This window comes from Citrobacter sp. R56, assembly GCF_016811995.1.
In the GTDB taxonomy this organism is placed as follows: Bacteria; Pseudomonadota; Gammaproteobacteria; order Enterobacterales; family Enterobacteriaceae; genus Citrobacter_D; species Citrobacter_D enshiensis.
In genome coordinates, this window is sequence record NZ_CP069159.1 from 1,210,052 (window position 1) to 1,229,508 (window position 19,457).

Genomic DNA, 19,457 nt, shown 5'->3' on the forward strand with positions numbered 1-19,457 from the left:
CAATGATAACATCAGTACCCATTAAAGTGGTCAACATTTCCAGTACCTTACTCACGATTCCTCATGCTGGGCAAGATTAAGCGTTAGCCCAACAATTCCGTCTTCGAGCTGGATATCAACCTCAAAACCGAGCTTTCTGGCCAGTGCCACCATGCCGCGATTGTTTGGCATCGTAATACCATTGAGGCGTCTCAGTCCGTGATCCCGAGTATAAGCAATCAATTTTTCCATTAATCGACGTCCCAAACCTAATCCCTTGAGATCTGAGCGCACCAGTACAGCAAACTCAGCATCAATATTATCCGGGTCGGAGATCGCGCGCGTGACGCCGAGGATCTCTTCGGTGTGATCATGACGACGTACGGCGACAAACGCCATTTCCCGATCGTAGTCGATCTGGGTCATGTTGGCTAAATCTTCATGAGTGAATTCGTTGATCTCGCTAAAATAACGATAATAAAGATCTTCTTTTGTGACCTGGGAAATGAACTGCTGAAGCTGCGGTTCATCCTCAGGGAGGATAGGGCGGAACAGGCAACGTTCACCATTTTTCATCTCTACCCACTCTTCGAGATGCTGCGGATACGGACGTACAGCAAGCCGGCTTTCGTTATCGCCTTTGAAAGGGGCGATATCCAGCGTCACATCAAGCGCCGTGAATTCGTCAGCAGATGCGAGCAGCGGATGGATATCCAGACGCTGAATTTCCGGGCAATCGACGATCAGGTTCGACACCTGCACCAGCAACTGGCTTAAACCTGCGACATCCAGCGGACGTAGCGCGCTCCGACCGCGGATTTTTTTATTCTTTATTCCCTGAATCACTAAATAGCGCGCCAGGTTCATGTTTAGCGGCGGCAGCGCAACAACTGCCTGCTCTTCAGGGCGCCACTCCATGCCACCTTCGCCAAGCATAATCAGAGGACCAAAGACCGGATCGTGTTCCACCACTACACGCAACTCTTGTGCACCCGCACGGTTGGCCATGCTTTGTACCAACAGGCCGTGGATCCGCGCCTGCGGCCAGGCCATTTTTACGCGATCAAATATGGCATTGGCGGCTTGCTGAACTTCATTTGCCGTACGCAGGTACAGCATTACCCCCTGAACTTCAGACTTATGCGGAATATCCGGAGAGCGTAGTTTTAACGCCACCGGATAGCCGATTTGTTCCGCGATATGCACGGCTTCCGCACTGTCACTGGCAATCCAGGTCGGCAACGTCTGCAGGCCGTAGGCCTGTAGAATAGGCTGAACTTCATGGGTATCCAGTGACGTTGCACCTTCATCAATGGCCTGCTGCAGTAACTTGTGCGCCTCGGTCGTATTTGACGTCAGGTTCGTCGGCAGTGCTGGCGTTTCCCGCAGTTGTTTCTGGTTCCGGCGGTATTCCACCATGTGCATAAAGGCCGTGATAGTGCCTTCCGGCGTACGATAGGTGGGAAGCCCCGCTTCGCTGAATAATTTGCGGGCTTCCTGAGAGGAGAATTCGCCACACCAGTTGGTTAGCAACGAAACGTATTTCCCTCTGGGATGATGCTTCACCGCTTCAATCAGCGCGTGAGCGTTTTCGGTTCCCGGGGCGACGGCGCTGGGGGAGTGGATCACCATCAAAGCGTCGAAATCCTGGCTGGCCAGCAAAATGTCTACCGTTTTGACAAAATGATCGCTGCTGGCGTCATCACACAGATTCAATGGGTTAGCGATGTTGACGTGGTCAGGCAGCGCTTCTCGCAGTTTGCTACATGTCTCTTCGCTCAACGTGGCTAATTTGCCATTACGTGACCAAAGCTCATCCAGCGCCAGGGCGGCAGGGGCTGCGCCATTACTGATGATCATCAGTCTGTCACCGCGCAGTGGGCGCATGTGGCTTAAGGTTTCGACCGCAGAGAAGAGTTCGTGGGTATCCTGGACGCGCAGCAACCCGGCACGCTGAATTGCGGCATCCCATGCGGGATCCATCCCCGCGCTGGTGTTGAGTAATTGCTGAGCCGCCGGACTTCGGCCGCTTTTAATGACCAGAATGGGTTTGTTACGTGATGCGCTACGGGCGGCAGAAACAAAGCGCCGGGCATCGCTTAAATGTTCAAGATAAAGCAGGATCGCGCTGGTCTTGCTGTCTCGCGCAAGGTAGTCCAGCAATTCATCGACATCAATGTCCAGACTGTCGCCTAGCGCGATAAAGTAGGAAAAGCCCATTTCCCGCTGCTGCGCCCAGTCCAGAATGGTATTGGAGACTGCCGCTGACTGAGAAATAAACGCGAGTTTGCCGCGCTTAATCGGCACCGGCGAGAAACTGGCGTTCAGACCCTGCCAGGGCGCCAGTAATCCCAGACTATTCGGGCCAAGCAGTCGCATGTTGAAACGACGGGCGCAGGACTGAAGCTCTGTATGCTGAGACGCTGGTGCCGACAAGATAATGCAGGTTTTGCACCCTTTCTCTCCCAGAGCCTCCAGTAGAGCAAGATTGCGGCTGGCATTGGTACAAAGAACCGCGAGATCGGGCGTAAAAGGCAGGCTGGCAATATCTGGCCAGGCAAGAACGCCTAAAACGGCCTTCCAGGTGGGCGTCACCGGCAGGACAGGACCGTTGAACCCTCCGGCCAGCAGGTTGCGCATCATCAGGTAGCCCGCTCGATGGGGCTTCATTGACGCGCCAATCACCGCAATAGATTTTGGTCGCAGTAGCGCTTCCAGACCACGCTGACTCATATCGGCTTCCTTATGACACCAGTGACCGAATGATTTTAAACGCTTTCTGATAAGTCTGCTGTGACACTCCCTTGATGTTGCGTTTTTCCTGCCAGGTAACGCGTTTTAAAGCGGGAGAAGTGTTCGCCCAGGCTGCTTGCTGCGTTGGCGTCGCCAGCCAGGTCCAGCAGCGCAATAGCCACTTCGGCGGTGCAGTATTGCCCCTGTGCATGGACTTCGCGCAGGTGATAAGCCGAAAGCCGTGACAAATCGACTGAAATCACCGGCAGGTTGTCGAGATAAGGGCTCTTACGAAACATTTTACGCGCTTCCGGCCAGGTGCCGTCGAGCATAATAAACAGCGGCGGTTTGCCTGTCGGGGGCGTGAATATCACGTCGCGCTCTTCACCCGCATAGGAAGCCGGGAACACCACCATCGGTTGATAATCCGGGTTTTTTACCAGATCGAGCAGCGCCTGTGGCGGTTCAGTACGCGACCATTGAAACGCAGTGGTATCGGGTAAAATATCCGCAATTAAACGCCCCGTATTGCTGGGCTTCATCGGCTCGGTATCAAACATCACCAGACAAAAGCGGCTTTTTGCCTGAGAAGGCGTTAGCGTACCGCACAGGCATTGCTTCAATGGCAGCAGGCATCGCTGACAGCGACGAATGCGGTTACCTCTGGCAAGGAAAGGACGTGTGGCGCGCGCGAGGCGTTCGGCGCGTAACTGGAGTACAGCGTTATCAGTCATGGGAGAATGCGTTGAAAAACGCTATTGTCGCAGAGGTGAAAACGGGGCACAAGATGCGCCCCGATGAGATTACAGCGATTCGTTCAACCAGCTATCAAAAGGGGCTTTTGGCACTGCGCCATTCAGCATATCGACAACTTCGCCTTTCTTGAAAATCATGATGGTTGGGATACTGCGAATGCCAAAACGGGCGCTCAGTTCACGTTCCGCTTCCGTATTCACTTTAACAAAGCGAACTTTGCCGCTACGCTCTTCGGCGACATCTTCAAAGATTGGGGCAAAATTACGGCATGGGCCGCACCACGGCGCCCAGAAATCAACCACCACCGGAAGATCGTCCTTCAGCAGTTTATCCAGCGTTTCACCGGTCGCATTGATCACTTCTCCGTCAAACAGGTCGTGACCACAGCGTCCGCATTTTGCCGCTTCCTCAATACGATCATCGGGAATGCGGTTGATAGCCTGGCAGCTGGTACAAACGGTATTCATAACTAACCTCTGGAAGAGTAGGGTAGACTTCCCGACAATCACGTCCACGTCGGTATGTTTCTATTATGTTACATATTATCGGGGAGACTGTTTTAAACAACAATGTGTTTTATTCGATGGGTACAATAGTCATTAGCTTTTAAATGAAATAATGGCTAACCGATGACACATCAGGTAATCTGCGCGCTTCGCGCAGCGCAGGTGGAGAAATGAAATGAGCGACGAACTGAAGAACAAAAACGGCAAGGTCAAAGTGATGTACGTCCGCAGTGATGATGACTCGGACAAACGCACTCAAAATCCACGTACTGGTAAAGGCGGCGGTCGCCCCGGTACTTCCCGAGCCGAAGGCGGTCGTCGCCCTGCCCGTGATGACAGAAAAGGCCCGAACAGTGAACGCGGCCGTGAACGTGGTCGTGACCGCGATGTTGAACGCGACCGTAAGCGTGAAGACTCACCGTGGCGTACGGTTTCCCGTGCCCCGAGCGATGACACGACGGAAAAAGCCGATCACGGCGGAATCAGCGGCAAAAGTTTTATCGATCCTGAAGTATTGCGTCGCCAACGTGCGGAAGAGACCCGCGTCTACGGCGAGAACGCCTGTCAGGCGCTGTTCCAGAGCCGTCCGGATGCGATTGTACGCGCCTGGTTTATTCAGAGCGTGACCCCGCGTTTTAAAGAAGCGCTACGCTGGATGGCGGCAAACCGCAAAGCCTATCACGTGGTTGACGAAGCGGAACTGGCGAAAGCCTCTGGTACGGAACACCACGGTGGTGTCTGTTTCCTGATCAAAAAACGCAATGGTACGACGGTTAAACAGTGGGTAGGCCAGGCGGGGGCACAAGATTGTGTGCTGGCGCTGGAAGATATTGCTAACCCGCATAACCTCGGTGGAATGATGCGTAGCTGTGCGCACTTTGGCGTAAAAGGCGTCGTGGTGCAGGATGCCGCGCTGCTGGAGTCTGGTGCGGCGATCCGTACTGCTGAAGGTGGCGCAGAGCATGTGCAACCTATCACGGGCGACAGCCTGGTTGACGTGCTGGATGATTTCCGTCAGGCGGGTTACACCGTGGTCACGACGTCCAGTGCTCAGGGTAAACCGCTGTTTGCGACCGCACTGCCTGAGAAAATGGTGCTGGTGCTAGGTCGTGAACGCGACGCTTTGCCGGAAGCAGCGCTTTCCGCAGACGACCTGTGCGTTGCGATTGACGGTACGGGTAATGTTGACACGCTCAACGTCTCAGTGGCGACAGGTGTGTTGCTTGCTGAGTGGTGGCGTCAAAACAAAGCGTAATTGCGCTTTGTGTGTTAGCCGGATAAGGCGCTTGCGCTGCCATCCGGCAATGTGCCCGGTGGCGCGATGCTTACCGGGCTCACAGCCTGCAATAGGTTATTCACTTTTCTCCGGTACCACGGGCATCCAGTCAATTGGCTTTTCGCCACGCTGTTCCAGCCACTGATTTGTCAGAACAAAGTGATTGCTGCCAAAGAAACCACGATGCGCGGACAGCGGCGACGGATGTGGCGCTTTCAACACGTGATGGCGCTGGGTGTCAATAATGGCGCCTTTCTTCTGCGCGTGCGCACCCCAGAGTAAAAAGACCACCCCTTCCCGATGTTCATTGATAAGACTGATGACCTTATCGGTGAACGTTTCCCAGCCGAGGCTGGCGTGTGAATGCGCCTGGCCCGCCCGCACGGTTAGCACGGTATTGAGCAGCAACACGCCCTGACGCGCCCAGCTTTCCAGATAACCATGCGTGGGGCGCGTAAAGCCAGGTATTGAAGCCTCCAGCTCTTTATACATATTTAACAGCGACGGAGGCGGGGCGATCCCGGGAAGCACTGAAAAGGCAAGACCATGCGCCTGGCCGGGTCCATGATAGGGGTCTTGCCCCAGAATCACGACTTTAACATCACCCAGTTCAGTGAAGCGAAATGCATTGAAGACATCCTTTTGCGGCGGATAAATCGTCATTCCTGACTGACGCTCTCCAGCGACGGTATGTAGCGTGTTAACAAAGTAAGGCTGCTGCTTTTCATCAGCCAGTACGTCATGCCAGGTTAATTCGGTGGCCATCTCGCTCTCCTGCGAATTTTTCAATGCGCCTAGCTTAACTGCTTCTTTCTACGGCGCAAAATTCTGCATGCCGCAAAGCCAGGATTCGCCTAAAGAATGTTGAAAATTTATGTAAAAAGTTTATAGATGCGTGGGGTGTAAGTTGATGTAAAACAATAAAATCCACTCATCACCCTTGTTGTGGTGTGGTTTTTATTGATTTAAATCAAAGAATCAAGGGTGTGTGAGGGGTATATATACACTCAAGCAACAATGGTTTTACCAATTGGCCGCGATAGGCCAACCGAAATCAATTAATTTTGCCGGGGAGGCATCACATGATTACAGGTATCCAGATTACTAAAGCTGCTAACGACGACCTGCTGAACTCTTTCTGGCTGCTGGACAGCGAAAAAGGCGAAGCACGCTGCATCGTTGCGAAAGCAGGTTTCTCAGCAGACGAAGTCGTTGCCGTCAGCAAACTGGGCGAAATCGAATACCGTGAAGTTCCGGTAGATGTGCAACCGGAAGTTCGCGTGGAAGGCGGTCAGCACCTGAACGTTAACGTTCTGCGTCGCGAAACGCTGGAAGATGCGGTTAAGCATCCGGAAAAATATCCGCAGCTGACCATCCGTGTTTCTGGCTATGCTGTGCGTTTTAACTCTCTGACACCAGAACAGCAGCGCGACGTTATCGCTCGTACCTTTACTGAGAGCCTGTAAGGCTCACGGGGGAATCCCCCAGTAATCCGATAATCAAAAGCGGAGGATGCAAGCGCATCTTCCGCTTTTTTGCATTCCATCAGTAAAAAATCCGCACTGCGTAGTAGGCCAACAGCATTAAAGAACTGCCATTCGACACGACACCGCCTTCAATCATGGCGTTGTGCGCGCACCATGCGGGGAAAGCCGTCAGCCCGGCGATGCAGATTTTTATGGAGTGTGTTGAGGCGTGTTTTTCAGCAGGAGATAAAAAAATGCCGGGCTAAATAACCCGGCGATTCTTTTACTCTTCGTTCTTCTGCGGTGGCGTACCCGCGTTGGCAGGCTTGCGACGCTTACCGATATTTTTAGCATCACGGTGACGTTTCTTCACGCGTGGCTTCTCTTTGTCTTTCTCTTTTTTCTTCTCAGCGCGTTTAGCCAGCACTTTTTTAGACGGTTTGCCGGTCAGTTTCTCACTCGGCGCACGCGTTGTCGGGCGAAGTTCATCAATGACACGCGCTTTCAGCGGTTCTTCAATGTAGCGACCGATCTTTAACAGCAGCAGGTGATCGTGGGTTTCGACCAGCGAAATGGCGGTACCTTTGCGACCGGCGCGGCCTGTACGACCGATACGGTGCAGATAGGTATCACCACTGCGCGGCATATCAAAGTTAATGACGTGACTCACGTCAGGAATATCGATACCGCGCGCGGCAACGTCGGTGGCAACCAGCACGTTTACGCGACCGTCGGTGAGTCGCTTAATGCCTTCGTTGCGTTTGATCTGCGGCATCTCGCCTTCGAGATAGCAGTTGTTGATCCCTGCGGTGCGCAGCATCCCGGCAAGTTCGTGTACACGCTCGCGCTTACGCACAAACACGATAGTACGTGTGGCATCGTCTTGTTTTAGCAGGTGCTTCAGCAGTTCGACTTTATGCTCTAAATTATCGGCGCGGTAGTACCATTGATGGATCTTTTTACGCTCGCGAGTGGAAGGCGTGGCAGAGACTTCAACCGGTTCTTTCAGCAGGCGCTCAGCAAAATCTTTAATGGCTTCGCCTTCAAGCGTCGCGGAGAACAGCATCGTCTGATTACGCCAGCGTGTTTCCCCAGCGATATGTTCAATATCCTGAGCAAAACCCATGTCCACCATACGGTCAGCTTCGTCGAGGATCAGGGTTTCGACGGCACGGCAGTCGAAGTTTTCTTCTTTAATATACTGCAACAGGCGACCGGTGGTGGCGACCACGATGTCCTGGTTTTCGCTAAACACTTCTGCGTGGTTCATGTATGCCACGCCCCCGGTGATGGTTGCGATATCCAGATGGGTGTTTTTCGCCAGTTCACGGGCGTGATCGGCAACCTGCATCGCCAGTTCGCGGGTCGGCGTCAGAATCAAAATTCGCGGCGGACCGGATTTTTTGCGCGGGAAGTCGAGCAGGTGCTGCAACGCTGGCAGCAAATATGCCGCCGTTTTACCGGTGCCTGTTGGCGCAGAACCGAGGACATCACGGCCATCGAGCGCAGGCGGAATGGCGGCAGCCTGAATGGCGGTCGGGCGAGTGAAACCTTTATCCTGGAGTGCTTCCAGCAGGCTTTCATCGAGTTCAAGTTCGGAAAAAGTCGTTACAGTCATGTTCTACCTCTGTGTGGGGCGCTGATTATAGACGTTACGGCTGCAATCTTCATCTGTTTGTATGGATATCGCTTCTCAGGTATTGTTTTCACTCGGTGCTATTGCCGTTTTTCCTGCAAGGTTGTGTTTTCATGCCCCAGTCTACATCCGTCGTCCGTCGTAATGGATTTACTTTTAAGCAGTTTTTTGTGGCGCATGACCGTTGCGCGATGAAAGTGGGAACTGACGGCATTCTCTTAGGTGCCTGGGCGCCAGTCGCGGATGTAAAGCGAGTCCTTGATATTGGTACGGGTAGTGGGCTGCTGGCGCTAATGTTAGCGCAGCGTACTGACGAAAGCGTCATCATTGATGCTGTAGAACTGGACGCCACCGCCGCCGAACAAGCGCAGGAAAATATTTTACAGTCACCGTGGGCGCATCGCGTGACGGTACACTGCGAAGATGTTCAGCAATGGGTTCCTCGTCAGACCGTTCGTTTCGATCTGATCATCAGTAATCCTCCTTATTATGAGCAGGGCGTAGAATGCGCCACGCCACAGCGTGAACAGGCGCGATATACCACGACGCTGGATCACCAGACGTTGCTGGCCAATGCCACGGAGTGCATCACGGAAGAGGGATTCTTTTGCGTTGTGCTGCCAGAACACATTGGCAACACATTCACGCAACAGGCGTTAAGCATGGGCTGGCATTTGCGACTGCGTACCGATGTTGCGGAAACGGAAGCTCGCTTGCCGCATCGGGTGCTGTTGGCGTTCTCTCCGCAGGCGGGAGAGTGTTTTAGTGACCGGATGGTGATCCGTGGGCCAGACCAGCGTTACTCTGAAAGTTACACGGCGCTGACCCAGGCGTTTTATCTGTTTATGTGAGTGCTTAACGGAGAGAGTACCGACGGGCCGGATTCAGGCAACAAGGCGGGATAATCCAGCGTGTAATGCAAACCCCGGCTCTCTTTACGTTGCATCGCACAGCGGACGATAAGTTCAGCCACCTGCACCAGGTTACGTAGTTCCAGTAAATTATTCGACACGCGGAAATTGGCGTAATACTCGTCGATCTCCTGTTGCAGCATGGTGATGCGGCGCAGGGCGCGCTCCAGACGTTTTGTGGTGCGGACAATACCGACATAGTCCCACATAAACAGGCGCAATTCGTGCCAGTTATGCTGAATGACCACCAATTCATCCGGATTCTCAACGCGACTTTCATCCCAAGCCGGGAGTTGATTAACGCCACGGGCATAGGGCATGCGGCGGTCAATATCTTCAGCAGCTGACCAGCCGTAGACCAGGCATTCCAGCAGTGAATTAGAGGCCATGCGGTTTGCGCCGTGCAGACCGGTATAGCTCACTTCTCCGATCGCATACAGACCATCGACATCGGTGCGGCCAAAATCGTCCACCATGACGCCGCCGCAGGTGTAGTGCGCGGCAGGAACGATGGGCACGGGCTCTTTGGTGAGATCAATCCCCAGACCTAACAGCTTTTCGTAAATCATCGGGAAGTGCTGACGGACAAACTCAGCGGGTTTATGGCTGATGTCGAGGAACATACAATCTGCGCCAAGACGCTTCATTTCATGATCGATGGCTCGGGCGACAATATCGCGTGGTGCCAGTTCGGCACGCGCATCAAAGTCCGGCATAAATCGTGTGCCGTCAGGGCGTTTAAGGTGCGCCCCTTCGCCGCGCAGCGCTTCGGTGAGCAGGAAATTTCGCGCCTGTGGGTGATATAACGCGGTGGGGTGAAACTGATTAAACTCGAGGTTGGCGACGCGACACCCGGCGCGCCAGGCCATAGCAATACCATCACCCGAGGAGATATCCGGGTTGGTGGTGTATTGATACACCTTTGATGCCCCGCCCGTTGCCAGTACAACCGACTTGGCGTGGCAGGTTTCGACGGCTTCTTTATTACGATTCCAGATCCATGCGCCAACCACCCGGCGGGTTCCCGGCAAGCCAATTTTGTCGGAGATAATTAAATCAACGGCATTGCTGCGTTCCAGAACACGGATATTAGGATGGTTTTGCGCCTTGCTGACCAGCGTGGTTTCGACTTCTTTGCCGGTGGCATCGGCAGCATGCAGAATGCGGCGATGGCTATGTCCACCTTCACGGGTCAGGTGATAGCTTTCTTCCCCATTAGCCTGAACGTGGGTGTCAAACAGGACGCCCTGATCAATCAGCCATTGAACGCATGGGCGGGCATTGCTGGCGACGAACTCCACCGCGTGGCGATCGCAAATACCGGCGCCTGCAACCAACGTATCTTCGACGTGGGAGTCAATACTGTCGGTCTCATCGAAAACGGCGGCAATACCGCCTTGCGCATAAAATGTCGAGCCTTCGCTGACCGGTCCTTTACTCAGGACAATGACCTGATGCTTTTCAGCCAGGCGTAGTGCCAGAGAGAGTCCGGCAGCACCGCTGCCAATAATCAACACGTCACAGGAAAGTTCAGGAATCGTATTCATTGCGTTTGTTTAATTTACTAAACAGTGTTTGGTCAGCATAGCACCACACTGCGTTTTACAGCACGTTTTATTTTAAATGTGTTGCAACCACTAAACATGAAAGGATAAGACAGTGAGCGGTAGAATAGGGAAAATATTTTGCGAAGCAGGTCGTTAGCGCCAGATTATGTGATGAAATAAAGGCGCTGTTGGGTTACTCTGCAAGCGACTAAATGGGCATTTCTAAACAGATAGTGCGTTGTTCAGACTCTGTAGACTTATAATGAGAGATAATGACCTGTCTACAACATGACAAACAAAAACAAATGCGTAACGGAACTTTACGAAACTCTGACACTCTAACCCATTGCTTGCTCATAGTGCAGCTGATGGAGTGGCGTTTCGAGAGCGCGTGGAAATTTGGTTTGGGGAGACTTTACCTCGGATGAGCGAGCAGTTAACGGACCAGGTCCTGGTTGAACGGGTCCAGAAGGGAGATCAGAAAGCCTTTAATTTACTGGTGGTACGCTACCAGCATAAAGTGGCGAGTCTGGTTTCCCGCTATGTGCCGTCGGGCGATGTTCCCGATGTGGTGCAAGAGTCATTTATTAAGGCCTATCGCGCGCTGGATTCTTTCCGGGGAGATAGTGCTTTTTATACCTGGCTATATCGAATTGCAGTCAATACAGCTAAGAATTACCTGGTCGCTCAGGGGCGCCGCCCGCCATCCAGTGATGTGGATGCGATTGAAGCAGAAAACTTCGAAAGTGGCGGTGCGCTGAAAGAAATTTCGAACCCTGAGAACTTAATGTTGTCAGAAGAGCTGAGACAGATAGTTTTCCGAACTATTGAGTCCCTCCCGGAAGATTTACGCATGGCAATTACCTTGCGGGAGCTAGATGGCCTAAGCTATGAAGAGATAGCCGCTATCATGGATTGTCCGGTGGGTACGGTGCGTTCTCGTATCTTCCGAGCGCGGGAAGCTATTGATAATAAAGTTCAACCGCTTATCAGGCGTTGACGATAGCGGGATACTGGAAAAGGTATTAGGCATGCAGAAAGAGAAACTTTCCGCTTTAATGGATGGCGAAACGCTGGATAATGAGCTGCTTAAAGCGCTGACTCATGACCCGGAAATGCAGAAAACATGGGAGAGTTATCACCTGATCCGCGATTCCATGCGCGGAGACACAGCTGATGTTCTCCATTTCGATATTTCCGCGCGCGTTATGGCCGCGATTGAAAGCGAGCCCGTACGCCAGGCGACGCCGTTGATCCCTGAAGCCCAACCCGCACCGCACCAGTGGCAAAAAATGCCTTTCTGGAAGAAAATGCGTCCGTGGGCGGCGCAACTCACCCAAATGGGCGTAGCGGCATGCGTATCGCTTGCAGTTATTGTTGGCGTCCAGCACTATAACGGACAATCTGAAACGTCCCAGCAGCCTGAAACGCCGGTATTCAATACCTTACCAATGATGGGTAAGGCGAGCCCGGTGAGTCTGGGGGTACCTTCTGATGCAACGGCCAGCGGTGGCCAGCAACAGCAGGTACAGGAGCAGCGTCGTCGTATCAATGCCATGCTGCAGGATTACGAACTGCAACGTCGACTGCACTCCGAACAGCTTCAGTTTGAGCAGGCGCAAACACAGCAAGCCGCTGTGCAGGTGCCAGGAATTCAAACTTTAGGAACGCAATCGCAGTAATGAAGCAACTTTGGTTTGCCATGTCACTTGTGACAGGTAGCCTGTTCTTTTCTGCTAACGCCTCGGCCAACCCTGCGTCCGGGGCGTTGTTGCAGCAGATGAATCTGGCCAGCCAGTCACTCACCTACGAGCTGTCATTCGTCAGCATCAATAAACAAGGCGTTGAGTCTCTGCGTTATCGGCATGCGCGCCTCGATAACCGTCCGCTTGCACAATTGTTGCAACTGGATGGCCCGCGCCGGGAAGTTGTCCAGCGTGGAAACGAAATCAGCTATTTCGAGCCTGGACTCGAGCCGTTCACCTTAAACGGTGACTACATCGTTGATTCCCTGCCTTCTCTGGTCTATACCGACTTTAAGCGACTCGCTCCCTTTTATGATTTTATCTCTGTCGGGAAAACGCGTATCGCTGACCGTTTGTGCGAAGTGATCCGTGTAGTTGCGCGTGACGGCACTCGATATAGCTACATCGTCTGGATGGACGCAGAGACCCGATTACCGATGAGGGTTGATCTTCTGGATCGCGATGGCGAAACGCTGGAACAATTCCGCGTGATTGCCTTTAACGTGAATAATGATATCGGCAATACGATGCAGGCCCTGGCAAAAGCTAATCTGCCGCCTCTGCTTTCTGTTCCGGCGGGGGAAAAGACCAACTTCAACTGGAGCCCATCCTGGCTTCCGCAAGGGTTCAGTGAAATCTCCAGTAGCCGCCGCCCGATTCCGACCATGGAAATGCCCATTGAGTCCCGTCTGTACTCCGATGGTTTGTTCAGTTTCTCGGTGAACGTTAACCGTGCGACGCAAGCCAGCACCGATCAACTGCTGCGTACCGGGCGTAGAACGGTAAGCACCAGCGTGCGTGACAACGCAGAAATCACCGTTGTGGGTGAACTTCCGCCGCAAACCGCCAAACGCATTGCAGACAACATTAAGTTCAGGGCTGCGAAATGATCAAAGAGTGGGCAACGGTTGTCTCCTGGCAGGATGGTCAGGCGATGGTGAGTTGTGATGTTAAGGCATCCTGCAGTAGCTGCGCTTCCCGTGCGGGATGCGGTACACGGGTGTTGAATAAACTGGGACCACAAACGACGCATACGATTGTGGTACCGAGTGCTGAACCGTTGGTTCCAGGGCAGAAAGTCGAACTGGGTATTGCCGAAGGCAGCCTGTTGGGGTCAGCGATGTTGGTATACCTGTCGCCGCTGGCTGGACTTTTTCTGTTTGCTTCCCTGTTTCAGGTCTTGTTCGGCTCAGACATTGCTTCATTGAGCGGTGCGATATTAGGCGGGGTCGGGGGATTTTTGATTGCGCGTGGTTTCTCCCGCAAACTGGCAAAGCGAGAAGCCTGGCAACCGGTGATTCTGAACGTTGCCTTACCGCCGGGAATGCTCCGCATCGAGACCCCTCCAGCCGAAACGAGCCAGTGATTTCACTGGCTTTGTTGTATTTTGCATTGCAAAAGCGATGTTGTTTCCAGTTCCCGCTATCCTTGCTCTATGAACATTTCCTCGCCTCAGCGTTGTAGTGTAGAATGCGGCGTTTCACTTAAACAGACGTTAAGCTCAGAACAGCGACTTCTCAAAGCCTGTCGAACCAGGCGTAAGGCACAATAATTACACTATATGAAGAACATACGTAACTTTTCAATCATAGCTCACATCGACCACGGTAAATCGACGCTGTCTGACCGTATTATCCAGATCTGCGGTGGCCTGTCTGACCGTGAAATGGAAGCGCAGGTTCTCGACTCGATGGATCTTGAGCGTGAGCGCGGTATTACGATCAAAGCGCAGAGCGTGACGCTCGATTTCAAAGCATCTGATGGTGAAACCTATCAGCTTAACTTTATCGACACCCCAGGCCACGTTGACTTCTCTTATGAAGTTTCCCGTTCACTGGCGGCGTGTGAAGGTGCATTGCTGGTGGTTGACGCCGGACAGGGCGTAGAAGCACAAACCCTGGCGAACTGCTATACCGCCATGGAAATGGATCTGGAAGTAGTTCCGGTCCTTAACAAAATTGATTTACCTGCCGCCGATCCTGAACGTGTGGCAGAAGAGATTGAAGATATTGTCGGCATCGACGCCACCGACGCTGTGCGCTGCTCGGCGAAAACTGGCGTGGGCGTGACCGACGTTCTGGAACGTCTGGTGCGTGATATTCCGCCGCCGGAAGGCGATCCGGAAGGCCCGCTGCAGGCGCTAATCATCGACTCCTGGTTCGATAACTATCTTGGCGTTGTTTCGCTGGTGCGTATTAAAAACGGCACCATGCGTAAAGGCGACAAAATTAAAGTGATGAGCACCGGGCAGGTCTACAACGCAGACCGTCTGGGCATCTTTACGCCGAAACAGGTTGACCGTACGGAGCTGAAATGCGGCGAGGTAGGTTGGCTGGTTTGTGCGATTAAAGACATCCTCGGCGCACCGGTTGGCGATACGTTGACGCAGGCGCGTAACCCGGCGGAGAAAGCGCTGCCAGGGTTTAAAAAGGTTAAACCGCAGGTTTATGCGGGTCTTTTCCCGGTCAGTTCAGACGATTACGAAAACTTCCGCGATGCGCTCGGTAAACTGAGCCTGAACGACGCTTCTCTGTTCTACGAGCCGGAAAGCTCAACGGCGCTGGGCTTCGGCTTCCGCTGTGGCTTCCTGGGGCTGTTGCACATGGAGATCATTCAGGAACGTCTGGAACGTGAATACGATCTGGATCTGATCACCACCGCGCCGACCGTTGTTTACGAAGTCGAAACGACCAGCAAAGAAACTATCTATGTCGACAGCCCGTCCAAACTGCCGCCGCTGAACAACATTTATGAGTTGCGCGAGCCGATCGCAGAATGTCACATGCTGCTGCCGCAGGCTTACCTGGGCAACGTTATCACGCTGTGTATCGAGAAGCGTGGCGTACAGACCAACATGGTATACCACGGTAACCAGGTTGCGCTGACCTACGAAATCCCGATGGCGGAAGTGGTGCTCGACTTCTTCGACCGTCTGAAGTCAACGTCTCGTGGCTACGCTTCGCTGGACTATAACTTTAAACGCTTCCAGGCATCGGACATGGTTCGTGTTGACGTGTTGATTAACAACGAGCGTGTTGATGCGCTGGCGCTGATCACTCACCGTGGTAATTCGCAAAGCCGTGGCCGAGATCTGGTTGAGAAGATGAAAGAGCTCATCCCGCGCCAGCAGTTTGACATCGCTATCCAGGCCGCGATTGGGACACACATTATTGCGCGCTCGACGGTGAAACAGCTGCGTAAGAACGTGTTGGCGAAGTGCTATGGCGGTGATATCAGCCGTAAGAAAAAACTGCTGCAGAAGCAGAAAGAAGGTAAAAAACGAATGAAGCAGATCGGTAACGTAGAGCTGCCTCAGGAAGCGTTTCTCGCCATTCTGCATGTCGGTAAAGACAGCAAATAACCCTAAGGAGTTGGCATGGCGAATATGTTTGCCCTGATTCTGGTGATTGCCACACTGGTGACGGGCATTTTATGGTGCGTGGATAAGTTTATCTTCGCGCCAAAACGTCGGGAGCGTCAGGCAGCGGCACAGGCCGCTGTCAATGAGTCGCTGGACAAAGCCACGCTAAAAAAAGTGGCACCTAAGCCCGGCTGGCTGGAAACCGGCGCGTCGGTGTTTCCGGTGCTGGCGATTGTGCTGGTTGTGCGTTCATTTATCTATGAACCCTTCCAGATCCCGTCAGGTTCGATGATGCCGACACTGTTAATCGGTGACTTTATTCTGGTGGAAAAATTCGCCTATGGAATTAAAGACCCGATTTACCAGAAAACCTTGATTGAAACCGGTCATCCTAAACGTGGCGATATCGTGGTCTTTAAATACCCGGAAGATCCGCGTCTGGATTACATCAAACGCGCTGTCGGTTTACCGGGTGATAAAGTCTCGTACGATCCGGTAGCGAAAGAAGTCACCATTCAGCCAGGGTGCAGTTCAGGCCAGGCATGTGAAAATGCGCTGGCGGTAACCTATTCCAATGTTCAGCCGAGCGATTTCGTTCAGACGTTTGCCCGTCGTAACGCAGGCGAAGCCAGCAGTGGATTCTTTGAAGTGCCGTTGAACGAAACCAAAGATAACGGTATTCGTCTGACTGAGCGCAAAGAGACGCTGGGTGAGGTAACACACCGGATCCTGACCGTGCCAATCGCACAGGATCAGGTCGGGATGTATTACCAGCAGCCAGGTCAGCAACTGGCTACCTGGATTGTGCCGCCGGGACAATACTTCATGATGGGTGATAACCGTGATAACAGCGCGGACAGCCGTTACTGGGGATTTGTACCGGAAGCAAACCTGGTCGGTAAAGCGACGGCGATCTGGATGAGTTTTGATAAACAAGAAGGTGAATGGCCTACCGGCGTGCGTTTAAGCCGTATCGGCGGTATTCATTAATTCCTGATAAATGTTCATGTTGTCGTCGTAATGGCGACAACATGAATTATTTATTGGATAAATTCCCTCAGACTAACGACATCCTTTGTCGTTGTGTATAGAATATTCCCCCGAAGTTTAAGGTTGGCGCCGTCTGGTCGCCACGGCACACGAAACAGCATTGGTTTCAAATACAGGTCTGTTTCGTGTGCTGGATTGTTGACGCATTCATTTATTGGTATCGCATGAACCCCATCGTAATTAATCGGCTTCAACGGAAGCTGGGCTACACTTTTACTCATCAGGAGCTGTTGCAGCAGGCATTAACCCATCGTAGTGCCAGCAGCAAACATAACGAGCGTTTAGAGTTTTTAGGCGACTCTATTTTGAGCTTTGTCATCGCTAATGCGCTATATCACCGTTTCCCACGTGTGGACGAAGGGGATATGAGCCGTATGCGCGCCACGCTGGTGCGTGGTAACACACTTGCGGAATTAGCCCGTGAGTTTGATCTGGGTGAATGCTTGCGTTTGGGGCCGGGTGAATTGAAAAGCGGCGGCTTCCGTCGTGAATCTATTCTGGCCGATACCGTAGAAGCGTTAATTGGTGGCGTATTCCTCGACAGCGATATTCAGACCGTCGAGAAACTGATCCTTAACTGGTATCAAAGCCGTCTGGATGAAATTAGCCCGGGCGATAAACAAAAAGATCCGAAAACGCGTTTGCAGGAATATTTGCAAGGTCGTCATCTGCCGTTACCGTCTTATCTGGTGGTACAGGTGCGTGGTGAAGCGCATGATCAGGAATTTACTATCCACTGCCAGGTCAGCGGCCTGAGTGAACCGGTGGTAGGCACAGGTTCAAGCCGTCGTAAGGCTGAGCAGGCTGCCGCCGAACAGGCGTTGAAAAAACTGGAGTTGGAATGAGCATCGATACAACCTATTGCGGATTTATTGCCATCGTCGGTCGCCCGAATGTAGGCAAATCTACCCTGTTGAATAATCTGCTTGGGCAGAAGATTTCAATTACTTCCCGTAAGGCGCAAACCACACGTCACCGCATTGTCGGTATCCATACCGAAGGGGCGTATCAGGCTATTTATGTCGATACCCCGGGTTTGCACATGGAAGAAAAACGCGCCATTAACCGCCTGATGAACAAAGCGGCGAGTAGCTCTATTGGCGACGTTGAACTGATCATTTTCGTTGTAGAAGGCACCCGCTGGACGCCAGACGATGAGATGGTGCTGAACAAACTGCGCGACGGTAAAGCTCCGGTTATCCTGGCAGTCAACAAAGTGGATAACGTGCAGGAAAAAGCGGATTTACTGCCGCACCTGCAATTCCTGGCGAGCCAGATGAATTTCCTCGATATTGTGCCGATGTCTGCGGAAACCGGTATGAACGTGGATACGGTTGCGGGCATCGTGCGTAAACACCTGCCGGAGGCCATCCATCACTTCCCGGAAGATTACATCACCGATCGTTCCCAGCGCTTTATGGCTTCGGAAATCATCCGTGAAAAACTGATGCGTTTTCTGGGTGCTGAGCTGCCGTACTCCGTTACCGTTGAGATTGAACGTTTCATTACTAACGAACGCGGCGGCTACGACATCAATGGGCTGATCCTCGTTGAGCGTGAAGGGCAGAAGAAGATGGTCATTGGCAACAAAGGGGCCAAAATCAAAACCATCGGTATTGAAGCGCGTAAAGATATGCAGGACATGTTTGAAGCGCCAGTACATCTGGAACTGTGGGTGAAAGTGAAATCCGGCTGGGCCGATGACGAGCGCGCGCTGCGCAGTCTCGGCTATGGCGACGACGTGTAAGACGAAGAATATAATGGAAGGCTGGCAGCGCGCATTCGTATTGCACAGCCGTCCGTGGAGCGAAACCAGCCTGATGCTGGACGTCTTCACGGAAGAGTCAGGTCGCGTGCGTCTGGTCGCCAAAGGCGCACGTTCCAAACGTTCTAATCTGAAAGGCGCTTTGCAGCCCTTCACACCGCTCCTGCTTCGCTTTGGCGGTCGCGGTGAGGTGAAAACCTTACGCAGCGCAGAAGCCGTCTCCCTGGCGCTCCCTCTCAGCGGTATTACGCTTTACAGTGGTCTCTACATCAACGAACTGATCTCTCGTGTGCTTGAGTATGAGACGCGCTTTTCTGAACTCTTTTTTGATTATCTGAACTGTATACAAACACTGGCAGGTGTCACGGGGACTCCCGAACCCGCTCTGCGTCGCTTTGAGCTTGCGTTGCTCGGTCACCTGGGTTATGGGGTGGACTTCACGCATTGCGCAGGCAGCGGTGAATTGGTGGATGACACCATGACGTATCGCTATCGTGAAGAGAAAGGGTTTATCGCCAGCGTGGTGATTGATAACAACACCTTCACCGGACGACATCTGAAGGCGCTTGAAGCAAGAGAATTTCCTGATGTTGATACATTGCGCGCAGCGAAACGCTTTACCCGTATGGCGCTAAAGCCGTATCTTGGTGGTAAGCCGTTAAAAAGCCGGGAGCTGTTCCGGCAATTTATGCCAAAACGCGCAGTGAAAACGAATAACGATTAACG

Annotated in this window: 19 protein-coding genes and 1 pseudogene; 14 read left to right on the forward strand and 6 right to left on the reverse strand. The window is 52.8% G+C overall.

The window, feature by feature from the left end:
- Positions 1–51: 51 nt before the first annotated feature.
- From pat to trxC, 3 genes are all read right to left on the reverse strand, one after another.
- The gene (pat, locus tag JM656_RS05830) at positions 52–2,712 is read right to left on the reverse strand and encodes a protein lysine acetyltransferase (RefSeq protein ID WP_203360369.1); all 2,661 of its coding nucleotides are present in this window, start codon (positions 2,710–2,712) and stop codon (positions 52–54) included.
- Positions 2,713–2,747: 35 nt separating this feature from the next.
- On the reverse strand, positions 2,748–3,446 hold the full coding sequence (gene tapT, locus JM656_RS05835; RefSeq protein ID WP_203360370.1) for a tRNA-uridine aminocarboxypropyltransferase: 699 nt from the start codon (positions 3,444–3,446) through the stop codon (positions 2,748–2,750).
- Between the two features lie 69 nt (positions 3,447–3,515).
- Complete coding sequence (trxC, locus tag JM656_RS05840; RefSeq protein WP_192613116.1) at positions 3,516–3,935, reverse strand: thioredoxin TrxC; 420 nt, start codon at positions 3,933–3,935, stop codon at positions 3,516–3,518.
- Positions 3,936–4,149: 214 nt separating this feature from the next.
- On the opposite strand from trxC, the gene JM656_RS05845 reads away from it, so the two are divergent.
- Positions 4,150–5,229, forward strand: a complete 1,080-nt coding sequence (locus JM656_RS05845; protein WP_203360371.1) for a tRNA/rRNA methyltransferase — start codon at positions 4,150–4,152, stop codon at positions 5,227–5,229.
- Between the two features lie 96 nt (positions 5,230–5,325).
- Here the strand turns inward: JM656_RS05845 and ung are convergent, their stop codons facing one another.
- The gene (ung, locus tag JM656_RS05850) at positions 5,326–6,015 is read right to left on the reverse strand and encodes a uracil-DNA glycosylase (RefSeq protein WP_203360372.1); all 690 of its coding nucleotides are present in this window, start codon (positions 6,013–6,015) and stop codon (positions 5,326–5,328) included.
- A gap of 317 nt (positions 6,016–6,332) precedes the next feature.
- Between ung and grcA the strand changes: the two genes are divergently transcribed.
- Together grcA and JM656_RS05860 are read left to right on the forward strand one after the other, a co-directional pair.
- Positions 6,333–6,716 (forward strand): autonomous glycyl radical cofactor GrcA, encoded by a 384-nt coding sequence (grcA, locus tag JM656_RS05855; protein WP_096756118.1) that lies wholly within the window; start codon positions 6,333–6,335, stop codon positions 6,714–6,716.
- Positions 6,717–6,832: 116 nt separating this feature from the next.
- Positions 6,833–6,982, forward strand: a pseudogene (locus tag JM656_RS05860) (LysR family transcriptional regulator); the annotation flags it as partial.
- 17 nt (positions 6,983–6,999) lie between these two features.
- Here JM656_RS05860 and srmB read toward each other — a convergent pair.
- Positions 7,000–8,334 carry an ATP-dependent RNA helicase SrmB gene (gene srmB, locus JM656_RS05865; RefSeq protein WP_203360373.1) on the reverse strand — a complete coding sequence of 445 codons (1,335 nt, stop codon included), beginning with the start codon at positions 8,332–8,334 and terminating at the stop codon, positions 7,000–7,002.
- 131 nt (positions 8,335–8,465) lie between these two features.
- Between srmB and trmN the strand changes: the two genes are divergently transcribed.
- Entirely contained in the window at positions 8,466–9,203 is a 738-nt protein-coding gene (gene trmN, locus JM656_RS05870) for a tRNA(1)(Val) (adenine(37)-N(6))-methyltransferase TrmN (RefSeq protein ID WP_203360374.1), read from the forward strand.
- Here the strand turns inward: trmN and nadB are convergent.
- Positions 9,188–10,810, reverse strand: a complete 1,623-nt coding sequence (gene nadB / locus JM656_RS05875; RefSeq protein ID WP_203360375.1) for an L-aspartate oxidase — start codon at positions 10,808–10,810, stop codon at positions 9,188–9,190. The two genes, trmN and nadB, sit on opposite strands and share 16 nt — an antisense overlap.
- 272 nt (positions 10,811–11,082) lie before the next feature.
- Here nadB and rseD point away from each other — a divergent pair, with 272 nt between their 5' ends.
- The 10 genes from rseD (at position 11,083) to recO (ending at position 19,455) form a co-directional block, all read left to right on the forward strand.
- Entirely contained in the window at positions 11,083–11,238 is a 156-nt protein-coding gene (gene rseD / locus JM656_RS05880; RefSeq protein ID WP_203360376.1) for a rpoE leader peptide RseD, read from the forward strand.
- Positions 11,235–11,810 (forward strand): RNA polymerase sigma factor RpoE, encoded by a 576-nt coding sequence (gene rpoE, locus JM656_RS05885; protein WP_000003307.1) that lies wholly within the window; start codon positions 11,235–11,237, stop codon positions 11,808–11,810. Before rseD ends, rpoE begins: the two co-directional genes overlap by 4 nt.
- Positions 11,811–11,841: 31 nt before the next feature.
- Positions 11,842–12,492: an anti-sigma-E factor RseA gene (gene rseA / locus JM656_RS05890; RefSeq protein ID WP_162379149.1), complete on the forward strand. Its 651-nt coding sequence runs from the start codon at positions 11,842–11,844 to the stop codon at positions 12,490–12,492.
- On the forward strand, positions 12,492–13,445 hold the full coding sequence (gene rseB, locus JM656_RS05895) for a sigma-E factor regulatory protein RseB (RefSeq protein WP_203360377.1): 954 nt from the start codon (positions 12,492–12,494) through the stop codon (positions 13,443–13,445). Before rseA ends, rseB begins: the two co-directional genes overlap by 1 nt.
- Complete coding sequence (gene rseC, locus JM656_RS05900) at positions 13,442–13,921, forward strand: SoxR-reducing system protein RseC (RefSeq protein ID WP_203360378.1); 480 nt, start codon at positions 13,442–13,444, stop codon at positions 13,919–13,921. Before rseB ends, rseC begins: the two co-directional genes overlap by 4 nt.
- A 195-nt stretch (positions 13,922–14,116) precedes the next feature.
- Positions 14,117–15,916 (forward strand): translation elongation factor 4, encoded by a 1,800-nt coding sequence (gene lepA, locus JM656_RS05905; protein ID WP_203360379.1) that lies wholly within the window; start codon positions 14,117–14,119, stop codon positions 15,914–15,916.
- Between the two features lie 15 nt (positions 15,917–15,931).
- A complete protein-coding gene (lepB, locus tag JM656_RS05910; protein WP_192613105.1) occupies positions 15,932–16,906 on the forward strand; it encodes a signal peptidase I in 975 nt (324 codons plus the stop codon).
- A gap of 224 nt (positions 16,907–17,130) precedes the next feature.
- Positions 17,131–17,811: a ribonuclease III gene (gene rnc, locus JM656_RS05915; RefSeq protein WP_162379144.1), complete on the forward strand. Its 681-nt coding sequence runs from the start codon at positions 17,131–17,133 to the stop codon at positions 17,809–17,811.
- Positions 17,808–18,713: a GTPase Era gene (gene era, locus JM656_RS05920; RefSeq protein ID WP_203360380.1), complete on the forward strand. Its 906-nt coding sequence runs from the start codon at positions 17,808–17,810 to the stop codon at positions 18,711–18,713. The genes rnc and era overlap by 4 nt, the downstream gene beginning before the upstream one ends.
- 13 nt (positions 18,714–18,726) lie before the next feature.
- Positions 18,727–19,455, forward strand: coding sequence for a DNA repair protein RecO (recO, locus tag JM656_RS05925; RefSeq protein WP_192614389.1), 729 nt, complete (start codon positions 18,727–18,729; stop codon positions 19,453–19,455).
- Positions 19,456–19,457: the final 2 nt, after the last annotated feature.